Below are 16,748 nucleotides of genomic sequence, written 5' to 3' on the forward strand. Positions count from 1 at the left end.
GACATGACGCGCAAGCAGAAGCGATTGTCGGTGATTGTCGGAGGTCTTGCCTTCCTCGGCGCCGCCACCGGGCTGACCTTCTATGCGTTGGGCCAGAAGGCCTCCTATTTCTATATGCCCGCCGATCTGACCACCGCCAGCTTGCAGCCGGGACAGCGCATCAGGCTCGGCGGCCTCGTCGAAAAGGGCACGGTCGTGCGCGGGCAGGGCGCGACGGTTGCGTTCTCGGTCACCGACACGCACAAATCGGTCAAGGTCAGCTATACCGGCATCCTGCCCGATCTGTTCCGCGAGGAGCAGGGCGTCATCACCGAAGGCAGCTTTGGCGCCGACGGCGTTTTCGTCGCCGACAGCGTGCTGGCCAAGCATGACGAGCGCTACATGCCCAAGGAAGTCGCTGACGGGCTGAAGGCCAAGGGCGTGTGGCAAGAGAGCAAGAGCCAGTAATGGTTGAGACCGGACACTTCGCGCTCGTCCTCGCCTTTGTGCTGTCGCTGGTGCAGACGCTGGTGCCGCTGATCGGCGCCCGTACCGGCAACCAGAGGCTGATGGCTGTCGGCGGTCCCGTCACGGTCACAGGCTTCGCGCTCACGGCGCTATCGTTCGCAGCACTCGCCGGCGCCTATGCAAGTTCCGATTTCTCGGTGGCGAGCGTGTGGGAAAACTCGCATTCGCTGCAGCCGCTGATCTACAAGATCACCGGAACCTGGGGCAATCACGAAGGCTCGATGCTGCTCTGGGTGCTGATCCTGACCTTCTTCGGTGCGCTGGTCGCTGTCTTCGGCTCCAACCTTCCGGCGACGCTGCGCGCCAATGTGCTGGCCGTGCAGGGGGCGATCGGCGCCACCTTCTTCCTGTTCATCCTGGCGACATCCAATCCGTTCACCCGGCTCAATCCGGCGCCGATCGAGGGCCGCGATCTCAACCCGGTCCTGCAGGATCTTGGCCTCGCCATCCATCCGCCGCTGCTCTATCTCGGCTATGTCGGGTTCTCTATCTGCTTTTCCTTCTCGGTCGCCGCCCTCATCGAAGGCCGCATCGATGCCTCCTGGGCGCGCTGGGTGCGGCCGTGGACGCTGGTCGCCTGGATGTTCCTCACCGGCGGCATCGCGATGGGCTCCTACTGGGCCTACTACGAGCTCGGCTGGGGCGGCTTCTGGTTCTGGGATCCGGTCGAAAACGCCTCCTTTATGCCGTGGCTGGCCGGCACGGCTCTTCTGCATTCGGCGATCGTCATGGAGAAGCGTTCGGCGCTCAAGATCTGGACGCTGCTGCTTGCCATCCTCACCTTCTCGCTGTCGCTGCTCGGCACCTTCCTGGTGCGCTCCGGCGTGCTGACCTCGGTGCATGCTTTCGCCACCGATCCGACCCGCGGCATCTTCATCCTGTGCATTTTGACGCTGTTCATCGGCGGCTCGCTGGCCCTGTTTGCGCTGCGCGCCTCGCGGCTGACGGCCGGCGGCCTGTTCCACCCGATCTCGCGCGAAGGCGCACTCGTCCTCAACAATCTGTTCCTGACCACGGCCACGGCCACCGTGCTGGTCGGCACGCTCTATCCGCTGGCGGTCGAAGCGCTTTCGGCCGGCAAGATCTCAGTCGGCGCCCCCTTCTTCAACCTGACATTCGGCCCGCTGATGGTGCCGCTGCTGGTCGTGGTTCCTTTCGGACCATTGCTCGCCTGGAAGCGCGGTGACCTCTATGCCGTCGCCCAGCGCTTGATGGCGGCTTTCGGCGCCGCTCTCCTGGCGATGCTGGTCACCGGGCTGTTCATCGACGGCGCGTCGGTGTTCGCCGCCCTTGGTGTCGGCCTCGCCTGCTGGCTGGTCTGCGGCGCGCTCACCGACCTCGCCGTCAAGTCCGGCTTTGGCAATGTGTCGCACGCCATCATGCTGCGCCGTTTCGCCGGCCTGCCGCGTTCGGTGTTCGGCACTGCACTTGCCCATCTCGGCCTCGGGCTGACGACGCTCGGCATTGTCGGCACGCTGTGCTTCGGCACCGAAAGGATACTGTCGATGCATGCCGGCGAGAGCGTCGAACTCTCCGGCCACACGCTGCGTTTCGACGGCCTCTTCCCGGCGCAGGGTCCGAACTACAGCGAGCAGCGCGGCCGCTTTTCCCTGATCGGCGCCGATGGCGGCGTTTCAGCCGAAATCACCTCGGCCAAGCGCTTCTTTCCGGTGCGGCAGACGACGACGACCGAATCCGGCATCGAGACGATCGGCTTCAACCAGCTCTATCTGTCGCTGGGCGATGAAGGCACCGATGGATCCGTCGTGGTGCGCCTGTGGTGGAAGCCGCTGGTGACGCTGATCTGGGGCGGAGCTCTGGTGATGATGGCGGGAGCCGCAATGTCGCTGCTCGACCGTCGCCTGCGGGTTGGCGCACCCTCGCGCCGCCGCAAGCAGGCAGCCTCCATGCCGTCGGCAGGCGCGCCGTGAGCACCAGGTTCTCGTTGGCCTCGCTCACCCTGCTTCTGGCGCTGCTGTTTGCCGGCGCCGCGCAAGCGGTGAAACCGGACGAGGTTCTCACCGATCCGGCGCTCGAGGCGAGGGCGCGGCTCCTGTCGGAAGGCCTGCGCTGCATGGTCTGCCAGAACCAGTCCATCGACGAATCCGATGCAGACCTCGCCCGCGACCTGCGCATCCTGGTGCGCCAGCGCCTGGTTGCCGGCGATACCGACCAGCAGGTGATGGACTATATCGTGTCGCGCTACGGCGAGTTCGTGCTGTTGAAGCCGCGCTTCAGCCCGCGCAACGCCTTGCTTTGGGGCACGCCGGTGCTTCTGCTTCTAGTCGGCGGCATTTTCATTGTGCTGACCACACGCTCCCGCCGCTCGTTGGCAACCAAGGCGCTGAGCGCCGAGGAACAGGCGGCGCTGGACAAGATGCTGAGCGACTAGCTCGGCCATTCCTCCAAAGGCCAGTCCCGCGACGTGTGGATGGCGCGCAGGATAACAATGCTCTGACGGCCGGCGATCAGGCGCAATTCATAGGCAATGATGTAGGGCAGGCGGCCGATGGGCTTCTCATAAGTGCCTGTTACCCGGCCAGGTCGGCCCGTCGCCATATCACCAAGGCCCCGGCCCATTTCACGGATACGGTCCGCGAGGCGTCGGGCGGCGGCAGGGTTGTCCTGAGCGATAAAGGCAACTTGCTGCGTGAGATCGTCCAGCGCTTCTCGCGACCAGGTGACGAACCGCTTCACGCCTTGCCTGCGCGCCTGGCTTTCGCTGCTTCGATCACCGCGTCGAGCTCCGCCATGGCGTCGTCGTGGGGCACGACACGGCCAGCCTCTGCGTCGGCCATGCCACGTTTTATGCCTTCGATGATATCCAGCTCGCGATCGACATAGGCTGAGACCGCCTCGGCGGCGAGGAACGATTTACTACGCCTGGTATCGGTAGCGATCTGCTCCAGCTTCAGCTTGGTCTCGGACGAGACTCGAATGGTCATGGTGGTGCTTGCTGTCATTGTGAAAGCCTTGTGCTGAGTTGTGTACACCATAGGGCAGCAGGCGAGCGCAACCAAGCGATTTGTGCGACCGCCCAACATTACAAAACTTTCATGCACCGGAAATGGCGCCGTAATGTGCGCCTCTCTATTTCTCTTGTCCGAGGATGCTCTGCCTGAGCCGCATCCAGTGAAAAGAGGATACGAGACCCATGACTATCGCCCCCAACCCATATTCCCGCACCCGCAAACGCCTGTTGGCCGCCGCCGCTTCGCTGGCCATTGCCGGCGGCATCGGTTTCGGCGCCGTTGCCACTGGTACAGCTCCCGTTCTGGCCGACGCCGTGCGGGTCGAAGCGCCCCAGGTGCCGGGCTTTGCCGATGTCGTCGAGCGCGTTTCGCCGGCCGTGGTCAGCGTCAAGGTCAAGGCCAAGATCGAGCCTGCCGCCGATGACGGCTCCGACCAGTCCGACGATCCGGACGGCATGAACAACCTGCCCGACAATCCGCAGCTGCGCCAGTTCTTCAAGCAATTCCGCGGCTTTGGTGATCAGAACGGCCATGACGGCGGCAATCGTCGCTTCAGCCACCGCGACCATAACAACGACCAGCCGCGTCCGGTGGCGCAGGGTTCTGGCTTCTTCATCTCCGATGACGGCTATCTCGTCACCAACAACCATGTCGTCGAGGAAGGCTCCGCCTTCACAGTGGTGATGAATGACGGCAAGGAGCTTGACGCCAAGCTGATCGGCACCGATCCGCGCACCGATCTGGCGGTGCTCAAGGTCGATGGCGTCGGCAAGTTCACCTATGTCGATTTCGCCGACGATTCCAAGGTTCGCGTCGGCGACTGGGTGGTGGCCGTCGGCAATCCGTTCGGCCTCGGCGGCACCGTCACCGCCGGCATCGTCTCGGCCCGTGGCCGTGATATCGGCGCCGGTCCCTATGATGACTTCATCCAGATAGACGCTTCGGTCAACCGCGGCAATTCGGGCGGCCCGACCTTCAACCTTAACGGCCAGGTCGTCGGCATCAACACCGCGATCTTCTCGCCGTCGGGCGGAAGCGTCGGCATCGCCTTCGACATTCCGGCCTCGACCGCCAAGCAGGTGGTGCAGGATCTGATGAAGAGCGGCTCGGTGCAGCGTGGCTGGCTCGGCGTCGAAATCCAGCCGGTTACATCGGACATCGCCGAATCGCTGGGCCTGAAGTCGCAGAACGGGGCTCTGGTTTCGGGCGCCCAGGACGGTGGCCCCGGCAAGAAGGCCGGCATCACCGCCGGTGACGTGATCACCCAGGTCGAAGGCAAGGACGTCGCATCGCCGAAGGAACTGGCTCGTCTGATCGGCGCCTACCCACCCGGCAAGTCGGTCGACGTCACGGTGTGGCGCGACGGCAAGAGCCAGACCATCAAGGTCGATCTCGGCACGTTGCCATCCACTGACAAGCAGGCCTCGGCCGACCCGCAGCAGCCCGCGGCACCGGCAAAGCCCGCCGCGCTGGCCGATCTCGGCCTCACCGTCACCAAGTCGGAAAACGGCAAGGGCCTGGTGGTGACCGATGTCGATCCCGACAGCGATGCCGCCGACCGCGGCATCCAGCCCGGCGATGTCATCACCTCGGTCAACTCGACGGAGGTGAACGGCACCGACGACGTCGCCAAGGCGATGGCCGATGCGGTCAAGTCCGGCCGCAAGGCGGTGCTGATGCAGATCACCCGCGACGATTCAAACCGCTTCGTCGCGCTGCCAGTCGCCAAAGGCTGACATCACACAGTTTCCAGTGCGGCGGTTTCAACACCCCCGAGCCGCCGCACGGGAAGCAAGGGGCCGAACGCGTTAGTCAGTCATCGTGTTCTGCTCCCGGCGGCAGCGGGCCCCCATCGCCCGCTGCCGCTCTAACAGCGAAGCATGTCGCCCAAAAGTGCACTGCGGTTTGGCAAAACGACATGCTTGAACGAAAGCTTTTGCGCTCATGGCGGCCCCTCAATCTTCCGGCGAAATCGCGTATAACGGCTCTATGAAGATTCTCGTCATAGAAGACGATCGCGAGGCGGCCGACTATATGCAGAAGGCCTTTGCCGAGGCTGGGCACACCGCCCATGTCGCCGGCGACGGCGAAACCGGCTTTGCGCTGGCCGATGCCGGCGACTATGACGTGATGGTCGTCGACCGCATGATGCCACGCCGCGACGGGCTCTCCGTCATTGCCGGCCTGCGCTCGCGCGGCAACACCACGCCGGTGCTGATCCTGTCGGCGCTGGGCGAAGTCGATGACCGCGTCACCGGTCTGCGCGCCGGCGGGGACGACTATCTGACCAAGCCCTATGCCTTTTCCGAATTGCTCGCCCGCGTCGAGGTGCTGAACCGCCGCGCCAGCGCCAGGGAGGCCGAAACCGTCTACCGGGTCGGCGATCTCGAGCTTGACCGGCTGTCCCATTCGGTCAAGCGCGCGGCGCGCGAGATCACGCTGCAGCCGCGCGAATTCCGCCTGCTCGAATATCTGATGCGCCATGCCGGCCAGGTGGTGACGCGCACCATGCTGCTCGAAAATGTCTGGGACTATCATTTCGATCCGCAGACCAACGTGATCGACGTTCACGTCTCGCGCCTGCGTGGCAAGATCGAGAAGGGTTTCGACAAGCCGATCCTGCATACGGTTCGCGGCGCCGGCTATATGCTGAAGAGCGGCTAGAGCATGATCCCAAAAAGTAGGTACCGGTTTTTGGAGAAGATCATGCTCCAACAAAGGGGTAGGTCATGATGAGATTTCAGCCAAATCTCATCATGAGCTAGAACTCGATGGCCCTTTCCCTGCCGGCCATCATGAGGACGACGGCGGCGCGGCTTTCAGCGCTTTATTTCCTGCTTTTCGCGCTATGTGCCGTGTTGCTGGTCTTCTACATGACGTCGTTGTCGGCCCGCATGCTGACCGGCCAGACCCAGCAGACCATCAATGACGAGGTGCTCGGCCTCGCCCGTGCCTATCAGAGCGGCGGCCTGCCGCGGCTGGTGCGCGTCGTCGAGCAGCGCTCGCGCCAGCCCGGCGCCAACCTCTATCTCATTGCCGATGTCAACGGCCAGATCCTCACCGGCAACGTGCAGAGCCTGGCACCGGGGGTGCTCGAGACCGATGGCTGGACGACCGAACCCTTCTCCTATCGCCGTTTCGGCGAAGGTGAGCTCGAACGGCAGCGCAACCAGGCTTCTGACCCGAATGGCGCGCAGCCCGGCGAGACCGAAATTCAGCCCGACGGCGAGAAGGGCCACAACGCCATCGCGCTGGTGCTGCGGCTGCCCAACCAGATGATCATGCTGGTCGGCCGCGATCTCGGCGAGCCCGAGCGCTTCCGCGCCGTCGTCCGCCGCGCCCTGATGCTGGCGCTGGGCATGATGGGAGTGGGCGGGCTGCTGATCTGGTTCCTTGTCGGCCGCGCCGCGCTGAAGCGCATCGACAGCGTCTCGGAGGCAAGCCGCCGCATCATGGGCGGCGATCTCACGGGACGGCTGCCGGTGACCGGCGCCGGCGATGAGTTCGACCGCCTGTCGGAAAACCTCAACACCATGCTGGCCAGGATAGCGACGCTCAACGAAGGGCTGAAGCAGGTCTCCGACAACATCGCCCATGATTTGAAGACGCCGCTGACCAGACTGCGCAACCGCGCTGAGGCGACACTTTCGGGCAAGCACAAGACCACCGACTACCGGCAGGCGCTGGAAGGCACCATCGCCGAATCCGACCAGCTGATAAAAACCTTCAACGCCATCCTGATGATCTCCAGGCTGGAGGCCGGCTATTCCTCGGAGAGCACCAGCAAGGTCGATCTCGCCGCCGCGGTGCATGACGTTGTCGAGCTTTATGAGCCGGTGGCGGAGGAGGCTGGCGTGGTGCTTGAAACTGCCGCGGACGGGAATTTTTCCGTCGATGGCAACCGCGAGCTGATCGGCCAGGCACTGTCGAACATCGTCGACAACGCCATCAAATACTCGACCGATGCGACGGAAAAGCCTGCCGTGCGCGTAGCCCTGCAGCGCGTCGGTCACGAAATCCGCCTTTCCGTTTCCGACAATGGCCATGGCATCCCCGACGATGCCGACCGCGCCAGGGCGACCGAGCGCTTCGTGCGGCTGGAGAAGAGCCGCTCGCAGCCGGGATCCGGCCTTGGCCTCAGCCTCGCCAAGGCGATCATGACTTTTCACAATGGCCGGCTTGAACTTCTGCCTGCCAATCCCGGATTGTCCGTTATCATGAGCTTCCCGGGGCGGGAGGACCATTGATGGCGGTGAGGATGGCTGCGAAACGGATCGAGACCGAATGGCGCCTGCAACTGGCGGCGCAGCTCGCGCCGCTGGATGAGACCCGCGCCCGGCGTGAACTGTCGGAGATCGCTGGCGATGCCAAGGACGAGAACCTGCCGCGTCTGGCGAAATTCCTAGGGGGCAAGGGCGCCGCACAGGAGTTTCTCGCTGCCGTCTTCGATCTCTCGCCCTTCCTCCGCGATGTCGCGCGCCGCCGGCCGCAAATCCTCGACGCGCTGTTCGATGACGGTGTCGAGGCCAGGCTGACCAGCATTGCCGAAGCGATCGGCAAGGCCGCCTTTGCCGAGACCGTTTCCGAATCCAGCCTGATGATGGAACTCAGGCAGTGGAAGGGTGAAGCTCACTTCCTGATCGCACTTGCAGACCTCTCCGGCGAGGCCGATACCGCGCTGACGGTAAGGCGCCTCAGCAATCTCGCCGATGCCTGCACCTGCGCGGCGGTCGACTTCCTGCTGCGCGAGGCGCACAGCCAGGGCAAGCTCAAATTGCCCGATCCCGAAAATCCGTCGCGGCAGTCCGGCTGGATCCTCCTCGGCATGGGCAAGCTTGGCGCGCATGAACTGAATTTCTCCTCCGACATCGACCTCGTCGTCTTCTTCGATCCGGATGCGCCGGCAATCGTCGATCCGTTCGACGCCACAGAGCTGTTTGCGCGCCTGACCCGCAGGCTGGTCCGCATCCTGCAGGACCGCACCGGGCACGGCTATGTCTTCCGCACCGATTTGAGGCTTCGTCCCGATCCAGGCTCGACGCCGCTGGCGATCCCGGTCGAGGCAGCACTTCGCTACTATGAGGCGCGCGGCCAGAACTGGGAGCGCGCCGCCATGATCAAGGCGCGTCCCGTGGCCGGCGATCTCGATGCCGGGGACGCGTTCCTGCGGGAATTGCAGCCCTATGTCTGGCGCAAATACATGGACTATGCGGCGATCGCCGACGTTCATTCGATCAAGCGCCAGATCCATGCCCACAAGGGTCATGGCGAGATCGCGGTCAAAGGACACAACGTCAAGCTCGGCCGCGGCGGCATTCGCGAAATCGAGTTCTTCGTCCAGACCCAGCAACTGATCGCCGGCGGCCGTTTTCCGGAGCTGCGCGGCCGCGAGACGGTGCCGATGCTGGGTGCGCTGGCGGCGCGCAACTGGATCACCGCCGATGCACGCGACGCGCTCACGCAGCAATATTGGTTTCTGCGCCGCGTCGAACACGCCATCCAGATGGTCGCCGACGAGCAGACGCATATTCTGCCCGACGATGATGAAGGGCTGGAACGCATCGCCCATATGCTGGGCTTTGCCGATGCCGCCAGATTTGCCGAAACCTTTCGCGCGGCTTTGCATGAGGTCGAGCGCCATTACGCCGCGCTGTTCGAGACCGCGCCTGAATTGTCGGCCGGCGTCGGCAATCTGGTCTTCACAGGCGATGTCGACGATCCCGACACGCTGCAGACCTTGCACGGCCTTGGCTTCCAGCGGCCAAGCGACATCTGCCGCGTCATTCGAGGCTGGCATTTCGGTCGCTATCGCGCCACCCAGTCGGCGGAAGCGCGCGAGCGGCTGACCGAACTGACGCCGGCGCTGCTCAAAGCCTTCGGCCAGACGCGCCGGGCCGACGAGGCGCTGGTTCGCTTCGACGAATTCCTCGCCGGCCTGCCCGCCGGCATCCAGCTGTTTTCGCTGCTGCAGTCGAATCCCGCCCTGCTGAAGCTTATGGCGACGATCATGGGCGCCGCGCCTCGGCTGGCGGCAATCATCACAAGGCGCCCGCATGTCTTCGACGGTCTGCTCGACCCGGCGCTGCTCGCCGAACTGCCCAACCGAGCCTATCTCTCAGCGCGGTTGGCCGCTTTCATCGAAGGCGACCGGGCTTATGAGGACGTGCTCGACCGTTTGCGCATCTTTGCCTCCGAGCAGAAATTCCTGATCGGTGTCAGGCTGCTCGCCGGCTCGATCGACCCGGCGCGCGCCGGCCGCGCCTTTTCCGATCTCGCCGACCTCACCATCGACGCCGCATTGCAGGCGGTGACCACCGAATTCGCGCTGCGTCATGGCCGCATCGCCGGCGGCACCGTGTCGCTGCTCGGCATGGGCAAACTCGGCAGCCGCGAGCTCACCGCCGGCTCCGATGTCGACCTCATTCTGCTCTACGACCACGACGCGAATGCCGACGAGTCCGACGGCGACAAGCCGCTCGCACCATCGCACTACTATACCAGGATGACGCAGCGGCTGATCGCGGCTGTCTCGGCGCCGACCGCCGAAGGCGTTCTCTACGAGCTCGACCTGCGCTTGCGGCCATCCGGCAACAAGGGGCCGGTGGCCACCCACATCGATGCCTTCAAGAAATACCAGCGCCAGGAGGCCTGGACCTGGGAGCACATGGCGCTGGCCCGGGGGCGCGCCATCGGCGGCGACGCGGCCCTTTGCGCCGAGGTCGAGGCCGAGGTGGCGGCACTTCTGGCCTTGCCGCGCGACGCCGCCAAGGTGAGGGCGGAGGCATCCGAGATGCGCGCGCTGATCGAGAAGGAAAAATCGCCGCGCGATCTCTGGGACATCAAGCTCATCTCCGGCGGCCTCATCGACCTCGAATTCATCGCGCAGGTGGCGGTTATAACCGGGCAGGTCGAAGCCGGCCGCAGGGTGACCGCGACCGGCGAAATCCTGGCGCATCTGTCGCCGGATTTCGCCGAGGCCGACGTCAGGCAGCAGCTTTGCGAAGCCTACCAGCTCTATCTGGCGCTGACCCAGATGACGCGGCTTTGCCTCACCGGCGCATTCGAACGCGATGACGTTCCGCCGGGATTGTCGGATCTGCTTCTGGCGGTGACTGACCTGCCGGATTTCGGTGTGCTGGAAGCACATCTCAAGGAGACGTCGCAAAAGGTCAGAAAGGATTTCGACCTTTTGCTTCGTACGAAACGGTTGTGAGGGCGTGAAGCGCTGGCGGCTGTTTCGGATCGCATCGGGGGTGACGATGCAACAGGAGATACCCATGAGAAAGACAACCGGACTTGCCCTTGCCTTCATCGCGCTTGCCGGCGCCGTCGGCACCACCGCCTATGCCGAGAACAATGCCAGCGCCAGAATGCGCGAGGGCACCATGATGCGCCTCGACAAGGCGATGAAGGATTCCAACGGCACCATCAGCTTCGACCAGTTTTCCGACGCCATGAACGCGCGGCTGAAGAAGCTGGTCGCCGATAATGGCGGCAAGCTGACAGTCGCCCAGCTCGCTGACGCGCTGGAGAAGGCGCGGTTCGAGGAAATGGCCAAGCGCATCGTTGCCCGCTACGACAGCAAGGGCGACGGCACGCTGACCACGGACGACATCACCGGGCGCGAGAAGAAGGTGTTCGCCATGCTCGACCGCAACAATGACGGCAAGATCGAGCGCAACGAACTCCCAAAGAAAGGCCGCATGGGCCGCCACCACCAATGGGACGGCGGCGACGACAGCATGGAGTGAAATGGCGATATGTCTCCGGCGGCGAAAGCCGCCGGAGCCCTTACATGACCGGGGCTACTCAGTCCTTGAACGCGGCGGAGAGCACCGCTCGCATTGGCGGGCCGTCAGGCCGCCGCCTTCACCGCCGGTTGCGCCTTCTTCACCGGGATGCGCACCGACACGATCGTGCCGACGCCTTCGGTCGAGCGGATTTTCAGCGCTCCTCCTTGCAACTCGGCCAGCGAGCGCGAGATGGCAAGGCCGAGGCCGGAACCGGCGTGGTTCTTCGAAAACTGGTTCTGCACCTGTTCGAAGGGGCGGCCAAGCTTGCTCAGTGCCTCCTTCGGAATGCCGCAGCCATTGTCCTCGATGGTCAGCACCAGCGCGCCTGACGTGTTGCGGGCGCGCACCGAGATATGGCCGCCCTGGCCGGTGAACTTCACCGCATTCGACAGCAGATTGATGGCGATCTGCTTGATCGCCCGGCGGTCGGCGAACAGCGTCATCGTATCGGCGATGCGGGTTTCGACCGTGATCGATTTCTCCGCCGCCTGCAGCGAGATCACCCGCACCGTCTCGCGGATCAGCGGGCAGAGATCGATTTCCTCGCGGTCCACCGAGAATTGGCCGGCTTCGATCTTCGACATATCGAGTATGTCGTTGATGACGCCGAGCAGATATTTGCCGCTGCCGTTGATGTCGTTGGCATATTCCTCGTAGCGCGGCGAACCGAGCGGCCCGAACAGGCCTTGTTCCATCAGTTCGGAGAACCCGATGATGGCGTTGAGCGGCGTGCGCAGCTCGTGCGACATGTTGGCCAGGAATTCGGATTTGGCCCGATTGGCGGCCTCGGCGCGCTCGGTTTCCTTCATATATTCGCGGTTGAGCTCGACCAGTTCCTTGGCGCGCTCTTCCTCGGCCCGGCGGGCGAGGCTGAGGTCGTGGATGGTCGCCATCAGCCGGCGCTCGCTGTCGACCAGCTTTTCCTGGTGCAGCTTGATCTGGGTGATGTCGGAGCCGACGGAGACCGTGCCGCCGTCCCGGGTCCTCAGTTCGTTGACCTGCAGCCAGCGGCCGTCGGAGAGCTGCCGCTCGAAGGTTGCGCCCCCTTGCGGCCCGTTGGTGTTGGCCAGCCGCCGTTCAGAGGCGAAGGCCAGCATGCGCTCTTCAAGCACGGCGCGCGCAGCGCCCGGCATGACGTCGCGGTCCGACAGGCCGTTGTCCTTCTGGTATTTGGAATTGCACATGATCAGGCGCTGGGCGGCATCCCACAGCACGAAGGACTCGTTGATGTTTTCGATCGCGGTCCGCAGGCGCAGGTCGGCCGCCTCCGAGCGCAGCGCCAGATGCCGCTGCTCGGTGACGTCGACGGCAATGCCGATCAGCTGGATCTCAGGCGCTTCCGGGTCGATCACCTGGGCCCTGGCGCGCATCCACACCCACTGGCCGTCGGCGTGACGCATCCGGAACACCTGGTCGATATGGTCGATCTCGCGCTCGACGATTTTGTTGGCCAGCTCGAACAGGTCGCCGTCCTCGGGGTGGATGATGTCGTCGACCTCGCCGAACGACAGCATCGAGTTGCAGGGCTCGTAGCCCAGCATGTCGTACATCGAGCGCGACCAGTACATCTTGCCGCGCACCATGTCCCAGTCCCACAGGCCGCAGCGACCGCGAACCAGCGCCATGTCGATGCGCTGATGGGCTTCGAGATAGATGCGGTCGGCTGTCTGGGCGCGCGATGCCTGGCCGAAATAGGCGTAGAGGATGATGATCAGCACGCCGGCTGTCAGCACAAACAGCGTGACGTTGAGCGAGACGGTCTTGCGCCAGTTGTCGAACGCCGCTTCCTGCGGCACCAGCACGGCGGCGGCGTTCTTGCGGTCCCGGGTCAGGCTCACCGCCGCGTACCAGTCCTGGCCGCCGATGCTGACATCCATGACCCCGGCGCGGTCGCCGAACATGAACAGCGGCTGGCCGTCCAGCACCAGGCTGTCCAGCGATCGCCCTTGCCAGCCGGTCGACAGCGGCGACACGGCAATGATCTTGAAGGCGCTGTCGGTGATCACAAGCACATGGCTTCTGCCCATGGCGCCCTGGCGGCTCGTGCTTTCCAGAAGATCAATTGCACCGCTGGATGCCGCGGTCGGGTCGGCCGAGATTGCGTTCGCCATCTGGCCGGCGGCGAGACCTAGCACCGCCTTGCCATCGCGCTCGGCCTCGTCGCGCTCGTTCATCAGCGACAGCACGCGCAGTGCGGCGATGACGATCAGGAAGATGATGATGAGAGCCGGTATCGAACGGCGCAGAAGGGGTTCGGCAGCCAGGAGCCGCCGGTAGGCTGGTTCAGCGATGAGCCGCGTATTGCCGGCGAGGCCGTCGCCTCGCGCCTTGCGCCGCTCAAAAGCCGTCCCTTCGGGCGCGCCCCACGCGTCCGCCTTGGCCATAAATGGCACTCCCCGAATTTCCGTACGCTTGACGATCCGGCAACACCGCACATCCGAATCGTCTGTAAAGAATCAAAGGTGATTCGCCTTGTCCAGAGGCGCGGCCGAAAAACATTAAAAATTGATTGAAATAACGCTGAAATCCCTCCCCTTGAGGGGAGGGTGGCCCGAAGGGCCGGGTGGGGTCCTCGGCGAAGCGCTCGACTCTCTCAATCACGGTCGAAGTTGGTCGAGGTCGCGCACTGCCGCAACGACCCCACCCGTCCATCCGCCTTCGGCGGCTGTCCACCGTCCCCTCAAGGGGGAGGGATCAGGCCAGCGTTCGCTCCACAATGTCCCGCAAATCCGCCGACAGGTTCTCGGCACCGGCGATGGCCAGCAGCGCTTCCCTGGCCTTGGCTTGCCTGCCCGGCTCCAGCGAGCGCCACGAGCGCAGCGCTGTCGCCAGCCTGGCCGCCACTTGCGGATTGCGTTTTTCAACCTCGAGTACGGTCTGGGTAAAAAACCGGTAGCCTTCGCCATCGGCGCGGTGGAAGCCGGTCTGGTTGGCGCTGGCGAATGTGCCGACCAGCGAGCGCACCCGGTTCGGATTGGCCATCGAGAAAGCTGCGTGACCAGTCAGCTCGCGTACCGTGTCGACTGTCCGGGGTCCCGGCACGCTGGCCTGGATCTGGAACCATTTGTCCATGACCAGCGGATCGGCGCCATAACGGGCCTCGAAATCGGCCAGCGCCTTGATCGCCTCCGGCGAACCGTCATGGCGGTGCGCAAGGACGGTCAGCGCTGCGGCGCGGTCGGTCATGTTCGTCGCGACCTCGAAATGCCGGGCGGCGAGCGCAGCCCCTTTCGGCAGCAGCGAGAGGTAGTCGAGCAGGATGTTGCGCAGCGCGCGGCGTCCCGCACTTGCCGCGTCGGGGCTGAACGGCCCGTCGCCGGCGAGGCGGCCGTATAGGTCGGTGAACGTTTGCTGATTGGCGCGCGCGATTGCCAGCGCCAACGCCTCGCGAGCGGCGAAGATGGCGTCGGGATCGATGTTCGTGCCGATGTCGCGGGCAATGTCGGCCTCGCCCGGAAGTGACAGCGCCAGCGCCCGGTAGGCAGGTTCCAGGGTCTCGTCGCCGGCGATCTTGCCGGCAAGTCCGGTCAGCCTGGCGGTGAAAGCCGGCTTCGCGCCGCCGAGGATCTGGCGGAAGGCCGCTATCAGCGCATCGGTGAGCAGCGTGTTGAACGCCTGCCAGCGCGCGAAGGCATCGCTGTCATGGCCGGCGAGGAAGAACTGGTCGTCGGCCTTCTGCTCGACCGAAAGTGTGATCGGCGCCGAAAAGCCGCGATTGAGCGACACCGCCGGCCGCTCGGCGACGCCTGAGAAGCGCACCATATGTCGGCGCTTGCGGATATGGATGACACCGTCTTCGACGGTGGCGCCTTCGACGCCGCCATAGGCGACCGGTTCGCCGCCGGCGCCGACCAAGCCAAAGGCGAGCGGAATGTGCATCAGGCGCTTGCGGCTCTCCGACGGTGTCGGCGGCACCGACTGCTCGATCTCGAGCGTAAACTCGCGCGTCGCCGGATTGTGCGTCGAACTGACGGTCAGGTTCGGCGTGCCCGCCTGGTGATACCAGAGCGCGAACTGCGACAGGTCTCGCCCGGAGACGTCCTCGAACACCTTCAGGAAGTCCTCGATCGTCGCGGCCTCGCCGTCATGGCGCTCGAAATAGAGATCCATGCCGGCGCGGAAAGCCTCGGCCCCGAGGATAGTGCGGATCATGCGCACGACTTCCGAGCCTTTTTCGTAGACGGTCGCCGTGTAGAAATTGTTGATCTCGCGGTAGCGGCGCGGCCGCACCGGATGCGCCAGCGGTCCCTGGTCCTCGGGGAACTGGTGTGCCCTCAGCGTGCGCACTTCGGCGATGCGCTTGACCGCGCGCGAGCGCTGGTCGGCGGAGAATTCATGGTCGCGAAAGACCGTCAGCCCTTCCTTAAGGCAGAGCTGGAACCAGTCGCGGCAGGTGATCCTGTTGCCGGTCCAGTTGTGGAAATACTCATGCGCGATGATCGCCTCGATATTGGCGAAATCGGCATCGGTGGCGGTTTCCCGGTCGGCCAGCACATACTTGTCGTTGAAGATATTGAGGCCCTTGTTCTCCATGGCCCCCATGTTGAAGTCGGAAACGGCGACGATGTTGAAGACGTCGAGGTCGTATTCGCGGCCGAAGGCCTGCTCGTCCCATTGCATCGAGCGCTTCAGCGCATCCATGGCGTAGCCGGCAAGCCCCTCCTTGCCTGGCTCGACATAGATGCCGAGTTCGACCTCGCGCCCGGACATGGTGACGAAACTGTCCGCAACCTTGCCGAGATTGCCGGCCACGAGCGCAAACAGATAGGACGGCTTGGGGAAAGGGTCGTCCCAGACTGCAAAGTGCCAGCCGTCGGCAAGCGCGCCGCTTTCGACCGGATTGCCGTTGGAAAGCAACAACGGCGCTTCGTCCAGCCTCGCCTCGATACGCACGGTATAGACCGACAGGATGTCGGGGCGGTCGAGGAAATAGGTGATGCGGCGAAAGCCCTCGGCCTCGCATTGCGTGCAATAGACATTGCTGGAGCGGTAGAGGCCCATCAGCGCCTCATTGCTGGCCGGCGCGATCTCGGTCTCGAGCAGCAGCTGGAAACGGGCCGGCGGCCTCAAAATGGTCAGCTGGTCCGGCGTGGCGAGATACTCGGCCGGGGCAAGCTCGCGACCGTCGATGGCAATGCGCTTGAGCACCAGCCCGTCGCCGTCCAGCACCAGCGACGTCGAGGCGGCGGCGCCATCGCGGCGTTCGATCGTCAGCACTCCGGTGACACGCGTTGCGTCTGGCGAAAGGCGGAAGGTGAGGCCGGTTTGCGGGATGGAAAAGTCGTTGGGGCGGTAGTCTTCGAGCTTGAAGACCTGGCCGGTATCGGTTCGCATTCCCTTGGGTTTCCCTGTCGCTATCGGAGCCGCTGGCGTGTCCTGGCCCATTAATCTAAAGTTGCGCGCTCTTTACACGAAACGGTCACTCGACAAAACTGCGCCAATGCCTATTTCGGGGCGTTCCCCTTCCGCCATCATC

12 protein-coding genes are annotated in these 16,748 nt (G+C 64.3%); 8 read left to right on the plus strand and 4 right to left on the minus strand.

Annotated features, from left to right (window positions below):
• Window positions 1-3 precede the first annotated feature (3 nt).
• The 3 genes from ccmE to NLY36_RS26150 are packed head-to-tail and all read left to right on the plus strand — an operon-like array spanning window position 4 to window position 2,899.
• Window positions 4-447: a cytochrome c maturation protein CcmE gene (gene ccmE / locus NLY36_RS26140; RefSeq protein ID WP_023670179.1), complete on the plus strand. Its 444-nt coding sequence runs from the start codon at window positions 4-6 to the stop codon at window positions 445-447.
• On the plus strand, window positions 447-2,438 hold the full coding sequence (locus NLY36_RS26145; RefSeq protein WP_023684529.1) for a heme lyase CcmF/NrfE family subunit: 1,992 nt from the start codon (window positions 447-449) through the stop codon (window positions 2,436-2,438). Before ccmE ends, NLY36_RS26145 begins: the two co-directional genes overlap by 1 nt.
• Window positions 2,435-2,899, plus strand: a complete 465-nt coding sequence (locus NLY36_RS26150; RefSeq protein WP_023670181.1) for a cytochrome c-type biogenesis protein — start codon at window positions 2,435-2,437, stop codon at window positions 2,897-2,899. Before NLY36_RS26145 ends, NLY36_RS26150 begins: the two co-directional genes overlap by 4 nt.
• Here NLY36_RS26150 and NLY36_RS26155 read toward each other — a convergent pair.
• Both NLY36_RS26155 and NLY36_RS26160 read right to left on the minus strand, forming a co-directional pair.
• A complete protein-coding gene (locus NLY36_RS26155) occupies window positions 2,896-3,204 on the minus strand; it encodes a type II toxin-antitoxin system RelE/ParE family toxin (RefSeq protein ID WP_023670182.1) in 309 nt (102 codons plus the stop codon). The genes NLY36_RS26150 and NLY36_RS26155 overlap by 4 nt on opposite strands.
• Window positions 3,201-3,470: a CopG family ribbon-helix-helix protein gene (locus tag NLY36_RS26160; protein WP_023684527.1), complete on the minus strand. Its 270-nt coding sequence runs from the start codon at window positions 3,468-3,470 to the stop codon at window positions 3,201-3,203. The genes NLY36_RS26155 and NLY36_RS26160 overlap by 4 nt, the downstream gene beginning before the upstream one ends.
• A gap of 191 nt (window positions 3,471-3,661) precedes the next feature.
• Here NLY36_RS26160 and NLY36_RS26165 point away from each other — a divergent pair, with 191 nt between their 5' ends.
• The 5 genes from NLY36_RS26165 (at window position 3,662) to NLY36_RS26185 (ending at window position 11,230) form a co-directional block, all read left to right on the plus strand.
• Window positions 3,662-5,215 (plus strand): Do family serine endopeptidase, encoded by a 1,554-nt coding sequence (locus tag NLY36_RS26165; protein WP_023702184.1) that lies wholly within the window; start codon window positions 3,662-3,664, stop codon window positions 5,213-5,215.
• A gap of 253 nt (window positions 5,216-5,468) precedes the next feature.
• The gene (locus NLY36_RS26170; RefSeq protein ID WP_023670185.1) at window positions 5,469-6,143 is read left to right on the plus strand and encodes a response regulator transcription factor; all 675 of its coding nucleotides are present in this window, start codon (window positions 5,469-5,471) and stop codon (window positions 6,141-6,143) included.
• A gap of 107 nt (window positions 6,144-6,250) precedes the next feature.
• A complete protein-coding gene (locus NLY36_RS26175; protein WP_023735532.1) occupies window positions 6,251-7,726 on the plus strand; it encodes a sensor histidine kinase in 1,476 nt (491 codons plus the stop codon).
• A gap of 11 nt (window positions 7,727-7,737) precedes the next feature.
• Entirely contained in the window at window positions 7,738-10,692 is a 2,955-nt protein-coding gene (locus NLY36_RS26180) for a bifunctional [glutamine synthetase] adenylyltransferase/[glutamine synthetase]-adenylyl-L-tyrosine phosphorylase (RefSeq protein ID WP_023735531.1), read from the plus strand.
• A gap of 64 nt (window positions 10,693-10,756) precedes the next feature.
• Window positions 10,757-11,230, plus strand: coding sequence for an EF-hand domain-containing protein (locus NLY36_RS26185; RefSeq protein ID WP_023732018.1), 474 nt, complete (start codon window positions 10,757-10,759; stop codon window positions 11,228-11,230).
• A 104-nt stretch (window positions 11,231-11,334) separates the two neighbouring features.
• Here NLY36_RS26185 and NLY36_RS26190 read toward each other — a convergent pair whose 3' ends face one another.
• Complete coding sequence (locus NLY36_RS26190; protein WP_023684522.1) at window positions 11,335-13,656, minus strand: PAS domain-containing sensor histidine kinase; 2,322 nt, start codon at window positions 13,654-13,656, stop codon at window positions 11,335-11,337.
• Window positions 13,657-13,966: 310 nt separating this feature from the next.
• The gene (gene pepN, locus NLY36_RS26195) at window positions 13,967-16,606 is read right to left on the minus strand and encodes an aminopeptidase N (protein WP_023735530.1); all 2,640 of its coding nucleotides are present in this window, start codon (window positions 16,604-16,606) and stop codon (window positions 13,967-13,969) included.
• Between the last annotated feature and the right edge of the window lie 142 nt (window positions 16,607-16,748).

Source organism: Mesorhizobium sp. C399B (assembly GCF_030323185.1).
Taxonomy (GTDB): domain Bacteria; phylum Pseudomonadota; class Alphaproteobacteria; order Rhizobiales; family Rhizobiaceae; genus Mesorhizobium.